We start from the raw sequence: 22,334 nt of genomic DNA on the forward strand, positions 1-22,334 counted from the left end.
TCCAGAACTGGAACACCGCATGAAACACTGGAAGATCGAGATCGATTCCGACGGCATCGCGCTGATCACGTTCGACATGGCGGATCGCCGGATCAATACGCTGGACGCCGAGACGCTCGAAGAGTTCGCGGCCCTTGTCGCGCGCATCAAGGCCGATGCGGCCATCAGAGGCGTGGTGCTGGCGTCCGCCAAAGCTGGGACGTTTTGCGCGGGCGGCGACTTCACGCACCTCGAAACCTTCGCCGGACCGCCCGAGGCCGGTACCGAAGCCGAAAGCCTCGCCCGCGACGTGGCGCGGCTGACCGAAGCGCAGGCGCTGTTCCGTACCCTCGAGACCTGCGGCAAGCCGGTTGCGTGCGCCATCGAGGGGACGGCGCTGGGCGGTGGGGCGGAACTCGTGACCGCCTGCCATTACCGGGTAGCCAGCGATGGACCCGAGGCGAAGATTGGGCTGATCGAAGCGAGCCTGGGCCTGCTGCCAGCCGGTGGCGGAACCCAGCGGCTGCCGCGCATCGTCGGCATCCGGGCGGCGCTGCCGCTACTTCTCGAAAGCAAGATCATCGGCGCGGCCGAAGCGTTGAAGATCGGCCTTGTCCACGCCCTGGTCCCGCTCGGCGAGACCGTCGAGGCCGCCCGGAACTGGGTGCGCGAGCATGGCGATCCGGTGCAGCCCTGGGACAAGAAGGGCTATGCCGTCCCCGGCGGCGGACCTTATGTGCAGGCCAACAGCGAAGCCATCGCCGTTGCGGCGGCGCTGTCGCGCCAGCGATATCACGGCAACTATCCCGCGCAGGGGCATATCCTGACGGCGGTCTACGAAGGGACGCAACTTCCGTTCGACGCCGGCCTGCGGATCGAGATGCGGGAGTTCATCAAGGCGGCACGGTCGCCCCAGGCGCGCGCCATCCTGCGTACCAAGGTCGTGTCGCCGCGCGAGATCAGGAACGGCGCCAACCGCCCGCTCGGCATCCCGGTTCGCAGGTTCCACAAAGCCGTCGTGATCGGCGCAGGCCTGATGGGAAGCGGTATCGCCCATGCCCAGGCTGCCGCCGGCATCGAGACCGTGTTGATCGACGTCACCCAGGAGGCCGCGGACAAGGGCAAGGCCCATGTTCGCGCCGCACTCGAAAAGGCCATTGCCCGCGGCCGGTCCTCCCCGGACGCGGCTGACGCGATCCTCGCCAGGATCACCGCTACCACCGACTACGACCGCATCGCCGACGCGGACATCGTCATCGAAGCGGTGTTCGAAGACCGCGCGGTGAAAGCGGAGGTGACGCGGCGCGCCGAAGCGAAGCTGGCGCCAGGTGCCGTCCTGGCGTCGAACACCTCGACCCTGCCGATCACCGGCCTTGCCGCAGCGTCCGCGCGGCCGGAGAGCTTCATCGGCCTGCACTTCTTTTCCCCCGTGGAGCGGATGGAACTGGTCGAAATCATTCGGGGCGAGCGGACGAACGACGCGACCCTCGCCGCTGCGTTCGACTATGTCGCGGCGATCCGCAAAACGCCGATCGTCGTCAAGGATTCGCGCGGCTTCTACACCTCCAGAACGATCTCCATGTATCTCGAAGAGCCCTGCGAGATGCTCGCCGAAGGCATCGCGCCTGCGATCGTGGAGAATATCGGGCAGATGACGGGAATGCCGGTGGGGCCGCTGTCCCTCCCGGATGCGATCGGCCTGGAACTGCCCTATCATGTACTCCAGCAGACCAGACGCGATCTTGGCGACGCCTATGTGCCGAGCGCGGCGGATGCCATCTTGCACAAGCTGGTCGTCGAGCACGGACGCCACGGTCGCCGTAATGGCAAGGGCTTTTTCGATTATGCGGAGGACGGCAAGACCAAGTCGCTCTGGCCGGGGCTCGCCGACATCGCCAAACCCACGCTGACCGACGCATTCGACGACCGCGTCAAGACCGACCTCAAGAACCGCATTCTCTACCGAATGGCGCTCGAGGCGGCCAAGTGCCTCGAAGAAGGTGTGCTTGCCGATCCGCGCGAAGCGGATGTCGGCGCGACCTTGGGATTCAGCTTTCCGCTTTGGACGGGCGGTCCCCTCTCCCTTATCGATCAGGTCGGCGTTGCCGCCTTCGTCGCACAATGCGACCGGCTGGCGGATCTGTACGGAGAGCGGTTCCGCCCCGGACGGAAGCTCCGCGAGATGGCAGCCAGCGGGGAGCGCTTCTATTGACCGCCCGGCCCATCGGGTCTGGTGCCGCGCCATATCGAGCCGCGGTGGTTTCGCACCGTGCGCAGCGGGCCTGCTGCAGCCGCTGGGCGATGCGAGAAGCTGAATCGTCGTCGGTAGGAACCGCACGGATCGTGCGTACGCTCGCGACGCCCATGGGACGATGCACATGACGACCCCTGTCCTGACCGATCTGGAAGACGGCATTCTGACGATCCGGCTCAACAACCCGGCCATGCGCAACGCCCTGAGCCAGCCGATGGGCGCGGAACTGATGGCGGAACTGCGCGACGCAGCAAACGACCCCGGGGTCCGGGTAGTGATACTCACGGGGGTTGGGGACGCATTTTGCGCCGGCGCCGACGTCAGCAAACTCGGAATCCTCGATCCGCGCGACAAGGTATCGGCCAAATGGGCAGGCGATCCCATCATGCAGGGAACCGAACAGCGGCACCTGCGGATCAAGGCCAACAGCGAGATCGCGACGCTGCTGCACATGATGGGCAAGCCGACCATCGCCATGGTGCGAGGCCCGGCGGCCGGCGCAGGCCTGTCGATGGCGATCGCCTGCGACTTCCGCTTCGCGTCGGAATCCGCCTTCTTCACCAGCGCCTTCAGCAAGATCGGCGCGTCGGGCGACCTTGGCTGCGCCTATTATCTGCATCAGCTCGTCGGCCCGACCAAGGCGCGCGAGATCCTGATGCTGTCGGACAAGGTGTATGCGGACGAAGCGCTGCGCATCGGTCTGGTCAGCAAGGTCTTCGGCGACGACCGCCTGCTGGAGGAGACCATGGCCTTCGCGCGCAGACTCGCCAGCGGACCGCCGATCGCGATGCGCTACATCAAGAAAAACCTGATCGCTGCAGAAGACATCGATATGGATCGCTACTTCGAGCAGGAGGCAGCGAGCATGGTGCGCTGCTTCCAGACCGAGGATTCGAAGGAAGCGATCAAGGCGTTTCAGGAAAAGCGCCCCGCCACGTTCAAAGGAATGTGAGATGATCGTCGAGGAACGCAATTACAGCTTCGCGCCTGCCGATATCGGGCCGTTTCTGGCGATCTACGAGAAGGAAGGCGTGCATATCGCCAAGCGCGTGCTGGGCAATCTGCTGGGCTATTTCCGTACCGAGATTGGGCCGGACCTCAACGAAATCGTCCATCTCTGGGGCTTCGAGGACCTTAACGACCGCGCGGTTCGACGACAGGCGCTGTGGGCCGATCCGGAATGGCGTGCATTCGCCGCGCGCTGCCCCTCCCCGGTGCGCCAGCGCAACCGCTTGCTGATGCCGACCGCCTGGTCGCCGATCCGCTGAACCCTGAAAGGATGTGCCATGGGCAAATGGCTCAAATCGACCGAGCAGCTGCGTTTCGAGGTTCGCGACCATGTCGCCTGGATCACCCTGAACCGACCGGAAAAGCGGAATGCGCTGAACTGGCAGAGCTTGCAGGAACTGCGCGACGCCCTTCTCGAGGCGGACGATCTCACCAGCGTGCATTGCATTGTCCTCGGGGGTGCCGGCCGTGACTTCTGCGCGGGCTGGGACCTGACCGGTGGGCAACCCAGTCCGGTGAAGGAACAGCAGGACGCCGCCCACGGCGTGACCGGCGAATATCGCAGTCAAACCGCCACGATCGATGACGATATGTGGCAGTTGGGCAGGATGAACGAACTGCGGCTCGTCCTGTTCGACATGCACAAGCCGGTCATCGCCAAGGTACAGGGAAACTGCATCGCGAACGGCACCGACATCGCCCTGCTGGCGGATCTGGTGATCGTGGCGAGCGACGCGAGGATCGGCTATCCGCCGGTGAGGGCGCAGGGCTCGCCGCCTTCGCACATGTGGTTGTACCATATGGGTCCGCAATGGGCGAAGCGCATGCTGCTGACCGGCGACCTGCTCCGCGGAAGGGACGCCGCCCGGCTGGGCCTGGCGCTGGAATCCGTTGCCCCCGCCAAGCTCGACGCGCATGTCGAAGCCCTGGCCGCGCGGATCGCCGCGACCGCACCGGATCTGCTCGCGTGCAACAAGCGTGTGGTCAATCTCGGGCTGGAACTGATGGGCGCCAAGACGCTGCAGCGCCTGGCCAGCGAAATCGACGCACGCGGGCATCTGTCGGAAGGCCGTATGCAGTTCCGTCGCTCCATCGAGGCCCTGGGGCTGAAGGAAGCGGTTCGCCAACGCGACGCCGCATTCGGCGACGGCATGGTCGACTATAGCCAGGAATAGCGCGCTCGGGGCGATGGCGGGCGACGCAAGCAGCCAGAATATCGGGGAGGCATTGATGACCGGACAGACTTTCGACCCATCGCATTTCCGGAACGCCCTCGGCTCCTTCGCGACGGGCGTTACGATCGTGACGACCGTCGGCCTGGAGGGCGAAGACGTCGGTATGACTGCGAACAGCTTCAACTCGGTCTCGCTGGACCCGCCGATGATCCTGTGGAGTGTCGGTAAGAACGCAATGAGCCGCCCTGCCTTCGCTGCGGCCGAGCATTTCGCCGTCCACATCCTCGCTACCCAGCAAAAGGCGCTTTCCGATCGCTTCGCCAAACGCGGTACCGACAAGTTTGCCGGTCTCACCGTGGAGCGCGGGCCGGGCAACGTCCCGCTCCTGAAAGACTGCGCTGCGCGCTTCAAGTGCCGCACGGCCTATCGATACGAAGGCGGTGATCACGACATCATCGTGGGCGAAGTGATCGAATTCGATCATCTGGATGCCGCGCCCCTCGTCTTCCATAGCGGCAAATACTCGGCACTGGCCCCGCATCGCGCTGCGGATGAGGCGGAATCCGCTGCCTTTTCGCGATCGTTTCTCGGCTTCCTGCTGCCGCGCGTGCAATATGCGCTGTTCGAACCGATCAAGAAGGCGATGCAGCAACGGGCGATCGGACTGGACGAGTATTTCGCACTTTCGGCACTGGCTGCGAAGGACCTCTCGATGCTAGAAATCGCGGAACTCGGCCGGTTCTACGACCGGTCGTTCACCCCCGCGGAAGCGCTGAAGTTGAAGAATCGAGGTCTTGTCGAGCCAGCCGAAGGCGATGGCGCGGCGATGCGCATGCAACTGACGGCGAACGGACATGCGCTGATGCTCGAGCTGCTGTCGATCGGCAAGGACGCGGAGGAAACGTTGCTCGAGCGCATCGAGCCCACCGAAGTACAGGCGCTGAAGAGCCTTTTGCATCGTCTCGTGAAGGACACCCCGTCGGTCGCCTAGCTGCGATCGCCGGGACCATGTGTCGTCCTTGGGAGCGAACGTCTCTTTCCTTGGTTCGGCCCGTCCTGTATGGCAACACGAATGTGCCTGCGCACGGCCAAGACGGAGATGAAAAGCTACTGATATGGCAAAGCCGAAGAAGAGCGAGTTGACACGCGAACGTGTGTTGTCGGTGACGTCAGAGCTGTTCCGCACCAATGGCTACAAGACTACGTCGATGCGCGACATCGCCGCCGCGGTAGGGATGAAATCCGGCAGCCTCTATTATTATTACGAGTCCAAGGAAGCGCTTCTCGCGGCTATTCTCAACGACAATATCGATGCGACCATCAAGTGCCTGCGCGAAGCGGTGGACTCGCTGCCCCCCGGCACCTCCGTCCGGGAAAAATTCCACGCTGCCGTTCGGGCGGCCGTGAAGACCGTGGCCGATGCCGGCGACATGGCCGTCGCCTCGGCGAAAACACTTTCCTACCTTCAGGAACCGGAATATTCCGAGCAGGTTCGCCGACGCCAAGCCTACAACAAGTTTTGGCGCGACCTGATCCAGGAAGGCAAGGCCGCCGGCGAGATCGACTCTGCCATTCCCGAAGCGATGACCTGCATGGCGATCATCGGTGCCATCACGTTCGTCGGTGAATGGTTCGAGCCGGGGCGATCGTCGACCGACGCCATCGGCGAGATCTTTGCCCACCTGTTCTTCGACGGTTTGCACCGGAAACGATAAGGCAAAAGCAAGTCGCTTCCGTCGAGCGGAATCGGTCGCTCGATCGCGCCCTTGCTCAGGCGGGGTGTCCTGCGGGCGATGCGGTAAGGTCCTGGTTCGGCGCGGCCTTCTGCTGCGGCTTGATCCAATGCGCATCAATGTCGCTTTCCAGCTGCTGCCATATCTTCGGGATCGGCAGCACATGCGGGCGATAGGAAGGCGAAAGCACCTGCAGAAGGTTGTACAGGATGTTTTTCATCATCATCTTCGCGACCATCTTCTCCCGCTTCTTGGACTCCTTGCGCTCGGCCGCATCCATTTTTGCGCGATCGACTTCCAGCAGATAATTCTTCACTTTGCCCGCATATTTACTGAAGAAATATAACTGATAGAAGAAAGCGTATATTCTCAGGAAGTACCCGCCGTGGATGCGTTTAAAAACATCGTAACAGACATGGCGGTGCTCATATTCCTCCAATAGGTGCCAACGCCACATCGTCTCGATATTCGGATCGGAATCCTTGAGATACGCGTCGAGGCTGTCGCCGCACCATGCCATTGCCGAAGCAGGACCAAGGGTCTCGAACCCTTCGCAATAGGCGGTGAGGAACGCAAGCGACTTGGTCTCGAACAGGCGCGCATAATGCGCCTCGATTTCGCGCTCGAGCTCCGGCACCCGATCATAGCCATCACGCACAAGCATTTCGTTCATGCGGTCGTGCATGGCGTAATGGCAGGATTCCTGCCGGATGAAGGTTGTAACGTCGGCACGCAGCGCAACCGATTCGGGATCGTCGCCCTTTATCTCCTTGCGCGCCTTCGCCATTACCCGGTTCAGGAACCGCTCGAGCGGCGGTATCCCGACCGATGCGCCGTTCTGACTCTGCGCGAACTCCAAGTTCGGCGCCCAATGGGCATGGGAATTGGAAAAATCGAATTCCGGTTGCCGCACTCGCATGTTCGACCTCCCTTTACTTTTCTCGTTATGATTCACCGCGCCGTTCATTACCGCAGTTGGCGGAAACAGTCCCGAAGCTCCGCTACGAAGAGATCGGGGCGCTCCCAGGCTGCAAAGTGGCCTCCGCTCGGCGCTTCCCGCCAATGGATGATGTTCGGAAAGGCGCGCTCCACCCACGTCCGCGAAGCGTTAAAGATGTCTCCGGGGAACTGGGTGATGCCGGTCGGCAGCTCCACCTTGGGTGAGGAAGGGTCCAGCGCCCGGTTTTCCCAGTAGAACCGCGCCGATGAGGTGGCGGTGCCCGGCAGCCAGTAGAGCATGATGTTGTCCAGCATCTCGTCGACCGTGAGGACGGTCTCGACCGCCCCGTCATGGTCGGTCCATGCTTGCAGTTTCTCATAGATCCAGGCCGCCAGGCCCGCAGGGCTGTCGTTCAGGCCATAGCCAAGGGTTTGCGGGCGGGTGGACTGCTGCTTCGCATAACCGCTTCCGTCTTCCTGATAGCGCTGGGCCTTGCCGAGCATCGCCTGCTCGGCAGGCGTCAGCGACGCCAGATCCTCGGCTGTGGGCGGAACGAACGCAAAATTGAGGTGGATGCCCGCGCACCCGGGCGCGCGGCCTGCGCCCAGCGCCCGCGTGACGATACTGCCCCAGTCCCCGCCTTGCGCGACCCACCGATCATATCCCAGCCGCTGCATCAACACGGCCCAAGCACCCGCGGTTCGTGCCGCGTTCCAGCCCGGCTCGGCCGGCTTGTCGGAGAAGCCGTATCCGGGCAGCGAAGGCAGGACGAGGTGGAAGGCGTCCTTGGGATCCCCTCCGTACCGTGCCGGGTCGGTGAGCGGACCGATCGCCTTGACGAACTCCAGCACCGATCCCGGCCAACCATGGGTCATCACCATCGGCAGCGCATTCGGCGCCGGAGAGCGTATATGGAGGAAATGGATACCGAGCCCGTCGATCACCGTTCGGTGCTGGCCGAGACCGTTGAGCATTCGCTCGCACCGCCGCCAGTCATAGCGATCGTGCCAGTAGCCGCACAGGGTGCGCATTCGCTCGAGCGGGACGCCTTGGTCCCATCCCCCGGTCGTCTCCCCTTCGGGCCAGCGCGTTCGCGCAAGCCGCTCACGAAGATCGTCCAGCGTCGCCTGTGCAACATCGATCTGAAAGGGCTCGACCTTTCCGCTCATGCTGAACGCTCGTTCGCCTGCTTGCTCATCTGGCCGCTCTCCATGTCATCCCGCCGCCCTTGTCCGACCCGGCCAGGATGGTTTCGATTCGATGTCCCTATCCTTGGGATTATTTCTAATGTTAGTTCCATTTTTATCGAAGGCAAGGGTGATCACGCTCGCAACGACGGGGTAGCTACCGGGAAGGAAACCAGCCGATGGAAGCGATGCAACGCCAGGACACCGACGACGCGATCGAGTTTTCGCACGCGGAGTCGGTACGATTCTTCGCAGCGGTTCAGGCAGCGATCGACGAGAAGGGCCTGCAGGACGTCACGCAGGACGACATCATCCGGCATTCGGGTGTGCCGCGGACAACCTTGTATCGGCGCTACGGCGGCCGAGACGCCCTGCTCGCGAAGTTCCTGCGATATCGCTTTGCCGACGACATCGCCGCATGCGGACAGTTGGCGACCAGTCCTGCACCGTTCGCCGAGCGGATGGAGAACCTGATCGTCTATTCGATCATGGCCGCGCATCGCCATGGCTGGTTGCAACGCGAGCTGGATCGCGGGCTCTCCACGGCGACCATCGAGCTGCTGGCGAGCGCCATGCAGAACGCTTCCAGCCAGACACTGGTGCCGCTCCTGGCCCGTGCGCGCGCCGAAGGCCTGTGCCGATGCCCGGCCCCATTCGATGAACTCCAGCGGTGGCTGCTGGTGCAGATCTTCGAGCTCAGCCATCGTCGGTACGATACGGACGAGGAAGCGCACAGGATCGTCCGCACCTATGTCCTGCCGGTACTCGCGCTCGCCCCCACCCGCCCCTCCATCGAGGAAAAGATCGACGTCCTCTACCATCACCTGATGGCCGCATTTCCGCCGAGCAAATCCCCCGACTGACCTCCAAGCCCCCACCATCTACCGCCGACCTGCGAGACGGATTGATTGTCGCGCCCGCCGCTGTTATCAACCAATCGACCGTTCGATTTTTAGCGCCACCTCGGGTGGTGTCGCGGACGCGGGAACAGCGGGTGCGATAGCAGCGCTTGCGCCATCAGGGGAGGAACGCCGTGACTTGGGCGCATCAGGACAAATGTGCGATCGTCGGGGTAGGCGCGACGGACTATTATGTCCGCGGAAAGAGCTGGCCCCGAACGATCAACGACATGGCCGGCGAGGCGATCCTCAAGGCGTGCGAGGATGCCGGCATCAGTGTCAAGGATATCGACGGCTTCGCGTATTATGGCGGCGCGAGTGCGGGCTATGTCGACAAGTTCGACAGCGGCTCGCTGATGGAAACGCTCGGCATGCCGCACATTTCCTTTACCGCGACGCTGACCTCCGGCGGGGGTGGCGTCGCCGGGGCAGTCGGCCTCGCCACCGCAGGGTTGATGAACGAGGATTGTACCTATGCGGTCACCGTCATGGCGGTCCAGCAGACGCCTTCCGCTCGGCTCGGCGATATCTTCGGCAGGATGAAGCCGGATCCGGAAAACAGCTTTTTGCAGCCTTCAGGCCTGATCGGCCCCGGCCATCTCATGAGCGTCCTCGCAAGACGCCACATGCACCTGTACGGGTCCACCGAAGACGCGCTGGCCGAAATCGTGATGGCCTCGCGCACGCATGCGCTCAATCGACCGAAGGCGATCCGCAGAACACCGCTGTCGAAGGAGGACTATCTCGCCTCCGTCATGTTGGCGGATCCACTCCGCCGCCTCGATTTCTGCCTTGAGACCGACGGTGCGATCGCCGTCATCACCACCACCGCGGACAGAGCGCGCGATTGCCGCCAGAAGCCCGCCTATATCCATGGCTGCGTGCATGGCGCGTCGCGAAAATGGGGTCGCGCATTCGGGTGGATGAACATGCCGGACCCGGAATTCTCCAGCTCGGGCCACCAGTTTCTGGCGGAGCGGGTTTGGGCACAGACCGGGCTTGCCGCCAAGGACATGGATGTCGCCCTGATCTACGATCATTTCAGCTCGATGGTATTGGCGCAGCTCGAAGACTATGGCTTTTGCGAGCGCGGCGAGGGCAACGACTATGTCCTCGCGGGAAAGACCCGCTATGATCCGGCGAGCCGCGGCGGCGTCAACGGCGGCACTCCCGTCAATACCCACGGCGGCAATCTCAGCGAAGCCTATATCATTGGCATGACCCACGTCGTGGAAGCGGTGGAGCAGGTCCGCGGAACCGCCATCAACCAGGTTGCAGATTGCGAATTCGCGCTCGCGACCGGCGGCCCCGCCCCGATTCCCGTATCCAGCCTGGTCCTGAGGAGCGCCTGATGTCCGCCCATTCGATCGCCTATGGTCCCGCGCGGCTGCTGCCCGGAGACCAGATCCACATCACGACCAATCCCGATACCGAGCCCTTCTGGCTGGCAGCAAAGGAACATCGGCTGACGGCCTGCCAATGCGCATCCTGCGGCGCATTTCGTCTGCCGCCGACGCCCTATTGCCCGATTTGCGCGAGCAAGGAACGGATATGGCCGACCCTGCCCGGCACGGGCACGGTGTTTAGCTATGCGATATGCAGCAAGAATCCCGCCACCGGTGAAGACTATGTGTATGTACCTGTCGTGGTGGAAATCGATGGCGCGCGCGGCGCGCGCCTGGTCGGCAACCTGACGGGCTGCAATGCCGAAGACGTACGGATCGGGACGCGGGTCGTCGTCGAATGGACCGATATCTGTGACGGCTGGGTTCTGCCCAATTTCCGAGCCCTAAGCGACCGCTGATACCTTCGCCTTCCCCGCGAGAAGACCCGCGTTCGTCAGGTACGACGCGGGCGGGCGGCGCCCGTCCCCAATTGGGCGACCAGCACGATAAGAACGCCGCTGAGCGCAATCCCTGCCAGAATGACCGTGTAGCCGAACTCGGTGGGATAGGCGCGGCCGCCAGCCAGGGCAGGCGTCGCGCTGGCCGCCAGCGAGAGCGTTACCAGCTGCGCGCCAGCGGCGGTGAAGACGCGCAACACCGTCATGGTCAGCCCGGTGGCCTCTCCGGCACGCTCGGGCTGCACATGGGCGAGCACGACGTTGGGCACAGCCGCCAGCAAGGTGGTCATCCCGGCCGCTCCGCCGATCGTGATAGCCATGATCTGCCACGGATTGCTGTGGAAGAACGGAAAGGATCCTAGCGAGAGGGCCGCAAGCAGCCCGCCATATTGGATCACCGGCCGGCCGCCGTGGCGCCCGCAAAGCCAGCCGGCCAGCATCGCCGCCAGGAGCGAACCCACGTTCGAAGGCAGCTTGATCCATCCCGCTGCCGTAGCGGACAGTCCGAGCCCGGCGCCGCTGCTGGCAGGCTGCTGCAGATATTGGATCAGCACCAGCGGGAACTGCATGATGCCCAGCGCCGCGATGGCAAAACAGAGATTGGCGATCAGCACGGGCCGCTGCGTCAACAAGCGGACCTGTATCAGGGGATCCGGACGGCGCCATTCGTGGCCCCACCACCACAGCAACAGGACAACCCCCGCCACACCCGCGCCCGCGATCCAAGGACCACGGCCGCCCTGGGTGACGGAGGAGGTGACGGCGTACAATATGCCCGCAACCCCCAGCGGCAGCAGCACGCCGCCCAGCCAGTCGACACCCCCCATCGGCGGCGCGTTGCCGAGGCGGGGCACGGTAACCAGCAGCAGGGGGAGCACAATGGCGCCATAGCCCGCAGCAAACCAGAAAATCAGCCGCCAACTCCCCAGATCGGCCAGATAGCCCCCCAGGATATAGCCGAATGCCGCCGCCAGCGTTACGCCGCCCGTCAAGGCGCCAACCCAGAAGGGCAATCGCTTTGCAGGCACCATCTGCCGGGCGATACCATAACAGAGCGCGAGGTTCGCACCCGACAGCCCCTGGAGGCAGCGGCCGACAATCACGAAGTGAATGCTCCCGCCGAATGCGCTGATCAGGGATCCGGTTGTGGTCAGCACCAGGATCACGGCGAGCACGCGCTCACGCCCGTACATGTCGCCCAGCCGAGCACCGATCGCCGCCGAACTGGCCTGTACGAGCAGGAAGCTGGTGACGACCCACCCTGCCGATGCGAGGCCGAACGCACGGGAGATGAACGGCAGTGCCGCAATGATCATGACATGTTCGAACGAGCTCAACGCCTCGATCAGGATCAGGGTGATCATGGCCAACCGAAAACCGCCTTGCTGCGTCGCTGCCATGCTCGCCCTCCTCACCATTTGCGGTGCAGGCTAGCCGCCGGCACCGCACCTGTCCGTGCGTTCGGCAACACGCTTGTGATTTCTAGCGTGGCGGCCGGAAGCCCTTCTGCCCATCCGCCGCGGTGGACGACCCCATTCCCCTCCCTTCAATTTTTACCTATCGATTGATATTTTTCCCGTGCTAGAGCGGCACTCCTGAAAAATTCGAGGTGAATCCATGACCGATGCGGTCGTTGTCTCGACTGCCCGCACACCGCTCGCCAAAGCGTTTCGGGGCGCCTTCAACAATACGCACAGCGGCACGCTGGGCGGCCATGCCATCCGTCACGCAGTAGCGCGCGCGGGAATCGATCCGGCGGAAGTGGACGACGTCATCTTCGGTTGCGCGGTTCCGGAAGGAGACAGCGGCAACAACATCGCGCGCCATGCCGGTCTCGTCGGCGGAATCCCGCAAACCGCCGGCGCCGTGACGATTGCACGCGCATGCAGTTCCGGCATCCAGGCCGCGAGTTTCGCCGCGCAGCGCATCATCGTCGATCGCGTACCCGTGGTGGTCGCCGGCGGCGTCGAGTCGGTCAGCATGGTCAGCCCCACGCCGCACATACCGCGGGCCGGTCGCGCGCCCTGGATTCGCGCGCATCAGCCCGGCATGCTGTTGAGCATGAACGAAACCGCCGAGGTCGTGGCGGAACGCTACGTCATCAGCCGCGAGGTGCAAGACGCCTATGCCTATTCGAGCCAGATGCGGACCGCGCAGGCGCAGCGTGACGGGCGCTTCGATGACGAGATCGTACCCCTGCCGACGCGCAAGCTGGTGACGGACAGGGCCACCGGCGAGGTTTCGGAGCTAGACGTGCTGCTCGAGCAGGACGAGTGCAACCGCCCGGACACCACGCTGGAGACGCTCGCAAAGCTGAAGCCCGTGGTGCGTGAAGACGGCACGGTCACGGCGGGCAATGCCAGCCAGCTCGCCGACGGCGCCTCCGCGAGCGTCCTCATGAACGGAACGCTCGCGGCACAACGTGGCCTGCCCGTGCTGGGCCTGTATCGCGGCTTCGCCATCGCCGGTCTTGCGCCGGACGAAATGGGCATTGGGCCGGTCTATGCCATTCCGAAGCTCCTGAAACAGCACGGACTGCGGCTGGAGGATATCGGCCTGTGGGAATTGAACGAGGCCTATGCCTGCCAGGTCGTCTATTGCCGCGACCGGCTCGGGATACCGGACGACCGACTCAACGTCGATGGCGGCGCCGTGTCGATCGGCCATCCCTTCGGCATGACGGGCGCGCGCCAGCTGGGCCACGTCCTGATCGAAGGCAGGCGCCGCAAGGTGAAATATGTCGTGGTCACCATGTGTATCGCCGGCGGGATGGGCGCGGCCTCCCTGTACGAGCTGGTCTGATCGCACAGGAGGCAGCCATGTCGCTGGTCGGCACCTATGATCCAGACAATGTCTTCGCGAAAATCCTGCGGGGAGAACTGCCTTGCCATCGCATTTGGGAAGACGAGGACACGCTCGCCTTTCTCGACCTTTTCCCGCAATCGCCCGGGCATAGCCTGATCATTCCGAAGCGGGGACAGGCGCGGAACCTGCTCGACCTCGACGAAGCGAGCATCGCCCCGCTCTTCCGCCGCGCGCAGATGCTCATGCGGGTCCTGGTCGCGGAACTGGATCCCGTTGGCGTTCAGTTGCTGCAGTTCAACGGGGGCGATGGGGGACAATCCGTATTCCATGTGCACGTCCATCTGGTGCCTCGCTTTGCCGGACAAGCGCTGGGCATCCACGCACAGCAACGAGGGGACCCGGGCGAACTCGACGCGATGGCGCAGCGCCTCCGGGCGAGGATCGCACAGGGTGAGGGAGGAGCATCGGAGGCATGATGACACATAGACCGCAGCAATTCCCATTGGCGCGGCAGTCGGCCGGCGTCGCGCCACTGCGTCGTCCGGGCTCGATCCGACGCACCACCTCCATCGACTCCCACTGGCCGGATGGGGCGTCCGCAGCCTGGACCATGGCGGCGCGCGCCCGCGACTTGTGCACCCCCGAAGACGGCGGCGATCCGCATATCCTGAGCGAGGCAGGGTATGAAATGCGCATTTCCCCGGCCAGGGAAATACTAGCGTTGAAGACGAACGCGCACCAGGAGCGCACCGGCGAGCTGGTCGGCGTGCGGGCGGGCGGCGACAGCAGGCGGATGATCGCCTCGGCACTCGGCGATCTGGTCGGCACCCCGCTATATCAGATCCTTGATGATTTCGCCGGTGCCAGCCTGGTTGCCCGCTGGATCTGGTCGCAGTGGATGCCGGACTGGGCGGCGTTTTCCAAGGATAAGACGCAACCGCAGACGCATGGCCGGAAAGGCAACATGCTCAACATCTGTACCGGTTTTGCGGAAGGCTCCTCCGCGCTCCTGCCGGACCGGTTGCAGGACGCCGCGACGGAAGACACTGCACGCGTGGGTCCACTGGCCGATCCTTCGGACAGCTGGAGCTGGCATGCCATGCCGGACCAGCACGGCCCTGCGATGCGTCGCGCCCGCCGACTGGACATCTGGCGCGAGGACCGGTTGATCCTGGTGGACGCGGCGTTTCAGGACAGCGGCACTGCGCCCGATGGCGGGCGCAGGGCGGTGCACGAATATCGCGTCTATGCGGAGATCGATGCCGAGAGCGGCATTCTCGAATCGCTCCAGGCGCTGCCGCTGATCCTTCCTTTCCCGGAGTGCCCGGGCGCTGCCGTCAAGGCTGCGCGAATGGTGGGACACCAGATCGGCGATTTCCGCAACACCGTTCTCGACACGCTTCCCTCGACGCTCGGCTGCACGCATCTCAACGATGTGCTGCGAGGACTGGCCGACGTGCCCGTGCTCGCCGCCAACCTGGCCTAAGGGGTCGCCCGCACCCCGTTGGAGGCGCGATCACGCCCTTGTCATTTTACCTTCCAATCGTTAGATTGTAAATTAGTCTCGGTCTAAAGGACCGCCGCAAGAGCGTGTCCAAACCCAAGGAGATGGCATTTGAACCTGCAACTCAGCGAACAACAGGCCTTGTTGCGGGACAGCCTTGAGCGACTGTTTCAGAACGAATCGACTTCGGCACGCATCCGGGCCGCAGAACCGCTGGGATATGATCCGGCACTCTGGACGGAACTGGTCGGATTCGGCCTTCCCCTGATGCGGGTGCCGGAGGGGCGGGGGGGCGGCGGCCTGGCCCTTATCGATGCGGTGGTCGTTGCCGAAACGCTCGGCAGCTATCTGGCATCGGTGCCACTGATCGAATGCGCCGTGGCGAGCCGAATTCTCGCGGACATCGCACCCGCCGGGCATGCCGTCCTGGAGGACATTGCAGGCGGTTCGATCCTCACCGTCGCGCTCCACCCTGTGGAAGCCGGTATGCCGCAACTGGTTCCCGCCGGCGCCATCGCCGATCGGGTCCTCTGTTCGGACGGGGCAACCGTCTATCTCGCCGCCGTGCCCGCAGATCGGACGGTTCCGGCCAACCTCGGCACGCTGCCGCTGGCTATGATAACGATCGATCTCGAAAATGCGCTGGCACTCGCCTCCGGTCCGGACGCATGCGCCGCCTGGCAGGCCGGCATCGAGGAATGGAAGTTGCTCGCGGCCGCCAATATCGCCGCCATGGGCCGCAAGGCGCTCGAGCATGCCGCAGCCTACGCGTCGGAGCGCGAGGCATTCGGCCGGCCGATCGGCAGCTTCCAGGGCCTCGCACATCCGCTCGCCGACGCCGTTACCGATGTCGAGGGTGCGCAATTGCTCTGCTGGCGGGCGGCCTCGGAAGCCGAACCTTCCGCTCGCGCCGCGCAGATCTCGGCAGCGCTTTGGTGGTCGACCCGCGCTGCCTCCGCGGCGACGATCCGGGCTATGCGGACCTTCGGCGGCTACGGCGTGTCGATGGAGTATGACGCGCAGATCTATTTCCGGCGGGCCCGCGCCTGGTCGATGCTGCTCGGCGATCCCGAGGCCGAGCTCAACCTGCTCGGCGACCGCCTCTGGGGTGGGCGGACGGATCCCGTGCCCCACATCGGCAGCGGCGAGATCAGCTTCGGGCTCGGCGATGCCGCGGAAGCCTATGCGGCCGAGGCCCGCGCCTTCTTCGCCGCGCACATGACTCCCGAAATGCGCCGATTCATCCACGAGACCGACGACGGCGACCACCCCTTCAACACCCAGCTGGCCAAGGCGGGCTTTCTCTACGCGGATTGGCCTGCCGCCCTCGGCGGGGGCGACAGGACTCCCTATGAGATGGCAGCACTGAACGAAGTCTATTGCGAGTTCGAGTGGCCCCGCGTGCCCGGCACGGTGACGCACATGGTCGGCAAGATTCTCATGCACTTCGCCTCGGAAGAGGTGAAAGAAGAAGTCCTTCCCGGACTCGCGTCCGGGGAGCGGAACGTCGCTCTCGGCTATTCCGAGCCTTCGGCCGGGTCGGACATCTTCGCCGCGAAGACGCGCGCCACCCGCGATGGCGACGACTGGATCATCGACGGACAGAAGATGTTCACCAGCCAGGGCCATCTGGCCGACTATGTCCTGCTGATCGCCCGAACGGACCCGGCGCTGCCCAAGCATGCCGGTCTCACGCTTTTCCTCGTGCCCGTTTCCATCCCCGGCTTCGAAGTACACGAGATCAAGACGCTGGGTGGCGAGCGGACCAACATCACCTATTATTCCGACATGCGCGTCCCGGATCGCTATCGGATCGGCGACGTCAATGGAGGAACCAAGGTTCTCGGCCTCGCGCTGGCGCTGGAACAGGGCGGCGGCGACTTCTTCGTAAGTGCCCTGCGTATCATGCTCCGCCATGCACTCGCCTGGGCGCACACCGCCAACACCCAGGGCGAGCGGCCGATCGACCGGCAGCGAGTCCGCGCGCGCCTTGCCCAATGTCATGCCCGCCTGCTCGTCGCGGATGTCCTCGACAGGCGATGCCTCTGGGGATTCGTGAGCGGCCAGGGCAAGAAATATTACGGCCCCATGGCGAAGCTGTTCGCCTCCGAAGCGCTGGTCAGCTGCTCGAGCGAACTGGTCGAACTCGCCGCGCCATGGTCGCTGATCCAGGCGCATACCGACCTTGGCACCGTAGAGCTCGAAAGCCGCAAGGCGATTCAGGCGACGATCTATGGCGGCACCAGCGAAGTGCAGCGCAGCATCGTGGCGGAATCCGCGCTCGGGCTTCCGCGAACCCGAAGCTAGGAGTGCAACCAATGTCCGAACCCGATCTGCTCCGGAAAGAGCGCGGCGCGATCCTCGAACTCGTGCTCAACCGGCCGGCGAAGTACAACGCGATCAACATGGCGATCGCCGACGGCATCGCAGATGCCTTGGATGTCTTCCGGGATCGACGCGACCTGCGGGTGCTGCTGATCCGCGCGAACGGGAAGTATTTTTCCGCCGGGGCCGACCTGACCGACATCCAGAAGGGCGACACGGCGGGAAGCTCGTCGAACGAACGGACATGGTATCGCCGCGGGCGTGGTAGCTTCCACAGCATGTTCGACGAAATGGAGGCCATCGAGAAGCCGATCGTCGTCGCGCATCAGGGGCCCTGCTTTGGCGGCGCGTTCGAAATGTCGCTCTCGTGCGACTTCCGCCTCGCCGCTTCCTCGGCAACCTACAGGATGCCGGAAATCGATATCGGCTGCATCCCGGGCTCGGGCGGGACGAGCCGGCTGACGCGCCTGATCGGCCCCCATTGGGCGCGCTGGTTCGTGCTGGCCGGCGCAACGGCGAGCGCGCAGCAAGCGCTGAGCATGGGCCTGCTGCATGACGTGTTTTCCGATGAGGATTTCGGCGCCCGCGTCGAGGCGTTCTGCGAAAAACTGGCCTCCCTCCCCCCCGAAGCGGTCGCCATCTCCAAGCTGACGATCGAGCTGACGGCGGATCTCGAGCGGCAACAGGCCCGTAACGTGGAACGCCTCGCCAACAGCATCCTCTTCCTCGGTGACGAGCACCGCAGCCTGATCGCTGCCATGATCGAAAAGCTTTCGAAGAAAAAATGACGTTGTCTTAGGAGCTAGCGCTATGAATGACCTGACCGAATTCTGGCCGAAGAACAGGAAATTGTCGAAGGGCGATTGGACACCGCCGGCCGGCACGCGGTTCATTTCCGCCGACGATCATCTGATGGAGGCCCAAAATCTTTGGGAAGAGCGGCTGACCGGCCCCGACAAGGATCGCGCGCCCAAATTCTGGCAAGACGAACACGGCATCTTCCATCTGGTCGTGGATGGTGAATCCTACAACACGCCGGGCTTCGATCTCTCGTTTCCGGAGGGACGGCCCGGCTTCTGGGACACCCAGAAGCGGCTCGAAGACATGGATGCCGAAGGCATCGATGCGTCGATCACGTTCCACTCGCGCGCTGCCGCACTGATCCGCATGAAGGACAAGGATCTTTGGTTCAAGTGCATCGACGTTTTCAACGAGTGGTTGGCCGAATGGCGAATGATCGCGCCCGACCGACTGTTCCCGGTCGCCTATCTCCCGACCTTCTACAAACCCGAGATGACCCGGGACTATATGCAGAAGATCAAGGCGCTTGGCTTCAAGGCCGTCGAAATCCCGTCGGCACCGCGCGGCGTCCGCTATAACGGATCGGAAATGCTCCCCATGTGGGAAGCCATCGCCGAAGCCGGTCTGCCGCTTTCGATTCATATCGGCGTGGCGCTCGAATATACGGGCACGGGGGCGCTGGCGGCGAACATCAACCGCAATCTCCAACCGTTCAACGCGCTGTTCGGCCAACTCGTTTTCGCGGGTCTCTTCGATCGGTTTCCCGATCTGCGGATCGTCTTCACCGAAGGCGGCGCCAGCTGGGTTCCGCCGACGATCACCGGCGCGGACAAGATCTACCGCGACTATATCTCGGCCATTCGCCCGCGCATCGAACACAAGCCCAGCCACTATTGGTATCAGAATTGCTGGACGACGTTCATGGACGATCCGGTCGCGCTCGATCTGATCGACTGGATCGGCGAGGACAAGCTGATGTGGTCGATCGACTATCCGCACCCCGAAGGCGTCTTCGGCGAATCCATGCAGATCGCCAAGCAGATCTACGACAAGGCCGGGGAAGCGCGATTCAAGAAGATCGTTGGCGGCAACGCCGCCCAGCTCTGGGGCATTTGAGCCTGCGCGGTTTGCCGTAATCAGGGAGGAGGCGTAGCCGGGCGCCTTCTCCCCGCCCCGACAAACCCTTCTGCCCCGCATCGCGCGCAAGGCAACAGGCACCGACCCAACTGCAGGCGATGCCTGCCTTGTGCGCCGCTACCGCTTCCCGTCCGGTTTCCGCAGATATGCCTCGATCGTCGTCCGCACCGCGCGTAGCTCTGCGGCCACGCGCTGGCATGCCTCCACGGAAAGCGCCTCCAGCACCGCCTCGGCCGTCCGCGTCGCACGTTCGGTTGCGGCCTGATAGACGGCCGCTCCCGCCTCGGTGACCTGCAGGAAATGGGCGAGCTTGTGATCGGGATTGGGCTCCGTCCGTAGCAGTGTTGCCGTCACCAAGCGGTTGGCCGTGCGCTGAACGACCTGGCGATGCAGACCGAGGCTTCGGCCGATCTGCGGCACCGTCGGGGGGCGCGTGGCCTCAACGACCGCGGTGAGGATGGTGAGTTCCATTTGCGAGAGGTTCACCGACGGCGCCACATCCGCGAACAGACCGTCCAGCCGCCCCTTCAGCCGGATGACTTCGTCGACAAGGGGAACCAGCGGATGCGAGGCAGTCGAGAGGGGCTTCATGAACTCTTTCCGGCAGAATGACGGGCAAGCGCGAAGCCTCGCACATTGCAACGCCGTTTTCCAGATTGACTCTGAAGTTCCAAAGTGGAACTTTGTGTCAAATAGGAGAGGGTTCATGTCGGTCGTTACACCCGCCCATATCGAACAATATCGCCGTGACGGCGCCGTGCTCATCAAAGGCGCTTTGTCGAGCGCAGACGTCGCCCAGCTCGAGCGCGGCATCGAGCAATGCTATCGAGAGGAGCGGGGTCCCGCGACCGTGGTCGAAGGCGGCGCAACCGGCGGCGCCACGGTCGTTCGCGACTATGCCTCGATGGAGAGCCCGGTTCTAGCGGATCTCCTGGGGTCGGGACGAATCGGAGCGATCGGATCGGCCCTGATGCAAGCCCCATCGGCGCAGCTCATCCTGGACCAGGTTTTCTATAAGGCTGGCGGGCCGGTAGTGGCGACGCCATGGCATCAGGACACACCTTTTCTGCGCGTGCGCGGGGAGTCCATCGTTCGCTTATGGTTTCCCTGCGATTTCTCGCCGCGACACTTGACGGTGCAGGTCCTCCGAGGCTCGCACCGGTGGGACATGATCTTCAGCACCCAGGTTCGATCGGGCGACCCGTCCGCCAAGGAAGGCGCGACGGGAATTGGCGATCCCGGGATGCCGATGGTGCCAGACGTCGCACGTTTCCCGGAAAGCTTCGACATCTTGACCTTCGACGTGGCGCCCGGCGACGTGCTCGCCTTCCAGGGGAACGTCGTGCACGGTGCCGGGGGGCATCCCAATCACCCCACTCCCCGGCGCGCCTATGCGGTGCTGCTCGGCGGGCCGGACGTCCACTATCACGCTCCCCGGGGCAAGGCCTTCCCCTCACCCGGCCGGATGCGGGGGTTGCGCGCAAAGGACGATATCCCGGATGCCGCGAAGATCGGTGCGTATCCGGATGCATTCCCCGTCTGCTGACCGGCACCGCTGCCTGATGGGGCGGACGCACACAACGCCGCGCGTCCGCCGAATGCCAGGGAGGTGCTGCGGCCCGCACGCCCCCCTCAGCGGCGGATGTTCCTGGAGTAGAAGTGCGGCATATCCAGCTGACCGAGGATGCCCGGCTTCGCCGCGCAGACCTCGTTGATGGCGTTGATCGGGTGCAGAGCGGTGATCGCACACCCATCGTAAAGGCTGAGCGCCATTTCGGTGTGGATATTGGGCTCACCCTTGATGATCACCTGATAACCACACTCGGCGCCGTTCAGCGGCTGCTCGAATTCGGGCCCGGCGTCGACATGGCACCGCTCCACCTTGCGGTAGATGATCAGCGGCTTGCCTTTGTACATGCCGCGCATCGTCCAGCGGACCGCGGCGATCGTGTTGGCAAGCCCTTTGCCCCAGGCTGCATCATAATCATGATCGAGCGCCGCCGTCTCATAGGTTTGAACGATCTCGTCCAGCTCGACACCCAGATAATCGGCGATCCCCCAGATGGTGCTTTCATGCCAGCCCTTGCCGATATCATCGTAAAACATCGGTGCGCGATAATCGAGCGGCTGGTTGAACCCCCAGTTCATGATGGACAGGAAGCTGCCATAGCCGTTCAGGTTGGATATCTCGCAGACATCGACGGTGTCGACTTCACCGGCACCCGACAACAGGCTGAACAGATGGCCGATCGTCATATAGCCGGGATCCGTGCCGCCACAGAAGATCGAGGCTCCGCCCTTTTCACAGGCTTGCGCGATCGGCTCGACAAACGCGCTGCGGCCGAATTCGGGGGCAATGAGATCCATCAGCGCAGGCCCCACGACATTGATGCCGGCCTCGAGAAACGGAACCACATCCGCCACACATTCCGCTTCGCGATGCGAATAGTTTCCCTGGTAAACCAGGCAATCGGGCTTGAGCGCCAACAGCTCGGCCGGATCGGCGGTCGCAATGACGCCTGTCTTCCGACGCCCCGCGATATCGCCGGCATCGCGACCGATCTTGTCGGGCGACCAGGCCAGAAGGCCGACCAGCTCATATTCTGGATGACCGATCAGGCCGCGCAGGCCGGGCATTCCGATGGGGCCCGTACCCCAGACGGCAACACGCTTTTTCGCCATTTCTCTCTCCTGCTCGGGTTCTTCTTGCGGGAAACCGCTCGAAACAAGGGTATCAATTTAAA

21 protein-coding genes are annotated in these 22,334 nt (G+C 63.8%); 16 read left to right on the forward strand and 5 right to left on the reverse strand.

What is annotated here, in order from left to right:
- The first annotated feature begins 19 nt into the window (after positions 1 to 19).
- The 6 genes from A7X12_RS06150 (at position 20) to A7X12_RS06175 (ending at position 6,131) form a co-directional block, all read left to right on the forward strand.
- A complete protein-coding gene (locus A7X12_RS06150; RefSeq protein ID WP_064310777.1) occupies positions 20 to 2,191 on the forward strand; it encodes a 3-hydroxyacyl-CoA dehydrogenase NAD-binding domain-containing protein in 2,172 nt (723 codons plus the stop codon).
- Between the two features lie 166 nt (positions 2,192 to 2,357).
- On the forward strand, positions 2,358 to 3,185 hold the full coding sequence (locus tag A7X12_RS06155; RefSeq protein WP_064310778.1) for an enoyl-CoA hydratase: 828 nt from the start codon (positions 2,358 to 2,360) through the stop codon (positions 3,183 to 3,185).
- Between the two features lies 1 nt (position 3,186).
- The gene (locus tag A7X12_RS06160; protein WP_064310779.1) at positions 3,187 to 3,501 is read left to right on the forward strand and encodes an NIPSNAP family protein; all 315 of its coding nucleotides are present in this window, start codon (positions 3,187 to 3,189) and stop codon (positions 3,499 to 3,501) included.
- Positions 3,502 to 3,519: 18 nt separating this feature from the next.
- Positions 3,520 to 4,416: a crotonase/enoyl-CoA hydratase family protein gene (locus A7X12_RS06165; protein WP_064310780.1), complete on the forward strand. Its 897-nt coding sequence runs from the start codon at positions 3,520 to 3,522 to the stop codon at positions 4,414 to 4,416.
- Positions 4,417 to 4,471: 55 nt separating this feature from the next.
- Complete coding sequence (locus A7X12_RS06170) at positions 4,472 to 5,407, forward strand: flavin reductase (protein ID WP_064310890.1); 936 nt, start codon at positions 4,472 to 4,474, stop codon at positions 5,405 to 5,407.
- Positions 5,408 to 5,531: 124 nt separating this feature from the next.
- Positions 5,532 to 6,131, forward strand: a complete 600-nt coding sequence (locus A7X12_RS06175) for a TetR/AcrR family transcriptional regulator (protein ID WP_064310781.1) — start codon at positions 5,532 to 5,534, stop codon at positions 6,129 to 6,131.
- A gap of 55 nt (positions 6,132 to 6,186) precedes the next feature.
- On the opposite strand, the gene A7X12_RS06180 is transcribed toward A7X12_RS06175, so the two are convergent.
- Both A7X12_RS06180 and A7X12_RS06185 read right to left on the reverse strand, forming a co-directional pair.
- A complete protein-coding gene (locus A7X12_RS06180) occupies positions 6,187 to 7,068 on the reverse strand; it encodes a metal-dependent hydrolase (RefSeq protein ID WP_198161919.1) in 882 nt (293 codons plus the stop codon).
- Between the two features lie 47 nt (positions 7,069 to 7,115).
- A complete protein-coding gene (locus tag A7X12_RS06185; protein ID WP_064310783.1) occupies positions 7,116 to 8,258 on the reverse strand; it encodes an epoxide hydrolase family protein in 1,143 nt (380 codons plus the stop codon).
- Between the two features lie 197 nt (positions 8,259 to 8,455).
- Here A7X12_RS06185 and A7X12_RS06190 point away from each other — a divergent pair, with 197 nt between their 5' ends.
- The 3 genes from A7X12_RS06190 (at position 8,456) to A7X12_RS06200 (ending at position 10,979) form a co-directional block, all read left to right on the forward strand.
- Positions 8,456 to 9,139 (forward strand): TetR/AcrR family transcriptional regulator, encoded by a 684-nt coding sequence (locus A7X12_RS06190; protein WP_064310784.1) that lies wholly within the window; start codon positions 8,456 to 8,458, stop codon positions 9,137 to 9,139.
- Between the two features lie 170 nt (positions 9,140 to 9,309).
- The gene (locus A7X12_RS06195) at positions 9,310 to 10,527 is read left to right on the forward strand and encodes a thiolase C-terminal domain-containing protein (protein ID WP_064310785.1); all 1,218 of its coding nucleotides are present in this window, start codon (positions 9,310 to 9,312) and stop codon (positions 10,525 to 10,527) included.
- Entirely contained in the window at positions 10,527 to 10,979 is a 453-nt protein-coding gene (locus tag A7X12_RS06200; RefSeq protein WP_064310786.1) for a Zn-ribbon domain-containing OB-fold protein, read from the forward strand. Before A7X12_RS06195 ends, A7X12_RS06200 begins: the two co-directional genes overlap by 1 nt.
- A gap of 35 nt (positions 10,980 to 11,014) precedes the next feature.
- Here A7X12_RS06200 and A7X12_RS06205 read toward each other — a convergent pair whose 3' ends face one another.
- The gene (locus A7X12_RS06205) at positions 11,015 to 12,418 is read right to left on the reverse strand and encodes an MFS transporter (RefSeq protein WP_198161921.1); all 1,404 of its coding nucleotides are present in this window, start codon (positions 12,416 to 12,418) and stop codon (positions 11,015 to 11,017) included.
- A gap of 217 nt (positions 12,419 to 12,635) precedes the next feature.
- On the opposite strand from A7X12_RS06205, the gene A7X12_RS06210 reads away from it, so the two are divergent.
- The 6 genes from A7X12_RS06210 (at position 12,636) to A7X12_RS06235 (ending at position 19,569) form a co-directional block, all read left to right on the forward strand.
- On the forward strand, positions 12,636 to 13,820 hold the full coding sequence (locus A7X12_RS06210) for an acetyl-CoA C-acyltransferase (RefSeq protein ID WP_064310788.1): 1,185 nt from the start codon (positions 12,636 to 12,638) through the stop codon (positions 13,818 to 13,820).
- Between the two features lie 17 nt (positions 13,821 to 13,837).
- Positions 13,838 to 14,299 (forward strand): HIT family protein, encoded by a 462-nt coding sequence (locus tag A7X12_RS06215; protein ID WP_064310789.1) that lies wholly within the window; start codon positions 13,838 to 13,840, stop codon positions 14,297 to 14,299.
- The gene (locus A7X12_RS06220; protein ID WP_064310790.1) at positions 14,296 to 15,309 is read left to right on the forward strand and encodes a DUF2889 domain-containing protein; all 1,014 of its coding nucleotides are present in this window, start codon (positions 14,296 to 14,298) and stop codon (positions 15,307 to 15,309) included. Before A7X12_RS06215 ends, A7X12_RS06220 begins: the two co-directional genes overlap by 4 nt.
- Before the next feature lie 129 nt (positions 15,310 to 15,438).
- Complete coding sequence (locus tag A7X12_RS06225) at positions 15,439 to 17,634, forward strand: acyl-CoA dehydrogenase (RefSeq protein WP_064310791.1); 2,196 nt, start codon at positions 15,439 to 15,441, stop codon at positions 17,632 to 17,634.
- An 11-nt stretch (positions 17,635 to 17,645) separates the two neighbouring features.
- Positions 17,646 to 18,440 (forward strand): enoyl-CoA hydratase/isomerase family protein, encoded by a 795-nt coding sequence (locus tag A7X12_RS06230; protein WP_064310792.1) that lies wholly within the window; start codon positions 17,646 to 17,648, stop codon positions 18,438 to 18,440.
- Between the two features lie 22 nt (positions 18,441 to 18,462).
- Positions 18,463 to 19,569, forward strand: coding sequence for an amidohydrolase family protein (locus A7X12_RS06235; protein WP_064310793.1), 1,107 nt, complete (start codon positions 18,463 to 18,465; stop codon positions 19,567 to 19,569).
- A gap of 138 nt (positions 19,570 to 19,707) precedes the next feature.
- Here the strand turns inward: A7X12_RS06235 and A7X12_RS06240 are convergent, their stop codons facing one another.
- Positions 19,708 to 20,181, reverse strand: coding sequence for a MarR family winged helix-turn-helix transcriptional regulator (locus A7X12_RS06240; protein WP_064310794.1), 474 nt, complete (start codon positions 20,179 to 20,181; stop codon positions 19,708 to 19,710).
- On the opposite strand from A7X12_RS06240, the gene A7X12_RS06245 reads away from it, so the two are divergent.
- Entirely contained in the window at positions 20,180 to 21,136 is a 957-nt protein-coding gene (locus A7X12_RS06245) for a phytanoyl-CoA dioxygenase family protein (RefSeq protein WP_198161923.1), read from the forward strand. The two genes, A7X12_RS06240 and A7X12_RS06245, sit on opposite strands and share 2 nt — an antisense overlap.
- 86 nt (positions 21,137 to 21,222) lie before the next feature.
- Here A7X12_RS06245 and A7X12_RS06250 read toward each other — a convergent pair whose 3' ends face one another.
- Positions 21,223 to 22,272 carry an NAD(P)H-dependent amine dehydrogenase family protein gene (locus tag A7X12_RS06250; RefSeq protein ID WP_064310796.1) on the reverse strand — a complete coding sequence of 350 codons (1,050 nt, stop codon included), beginning with the start codon at positions 22,270 to 22,272 and terminating at the stop codon, positions 21,223 to 21,225.
- Between the last annotated feature and the right edge of the window lie 62 nt (positions 22,273 to 22,334).

The sequence above is a fragment of the Sphingomonas sp. TDK1 genome, assembly GCF_001650735.1.
Lineage (GTDB): Bacteria > Pseudomonadota > Alphaproteobacteria > Sphingomonadales > Sphingomonadaceae > Sphingomonas.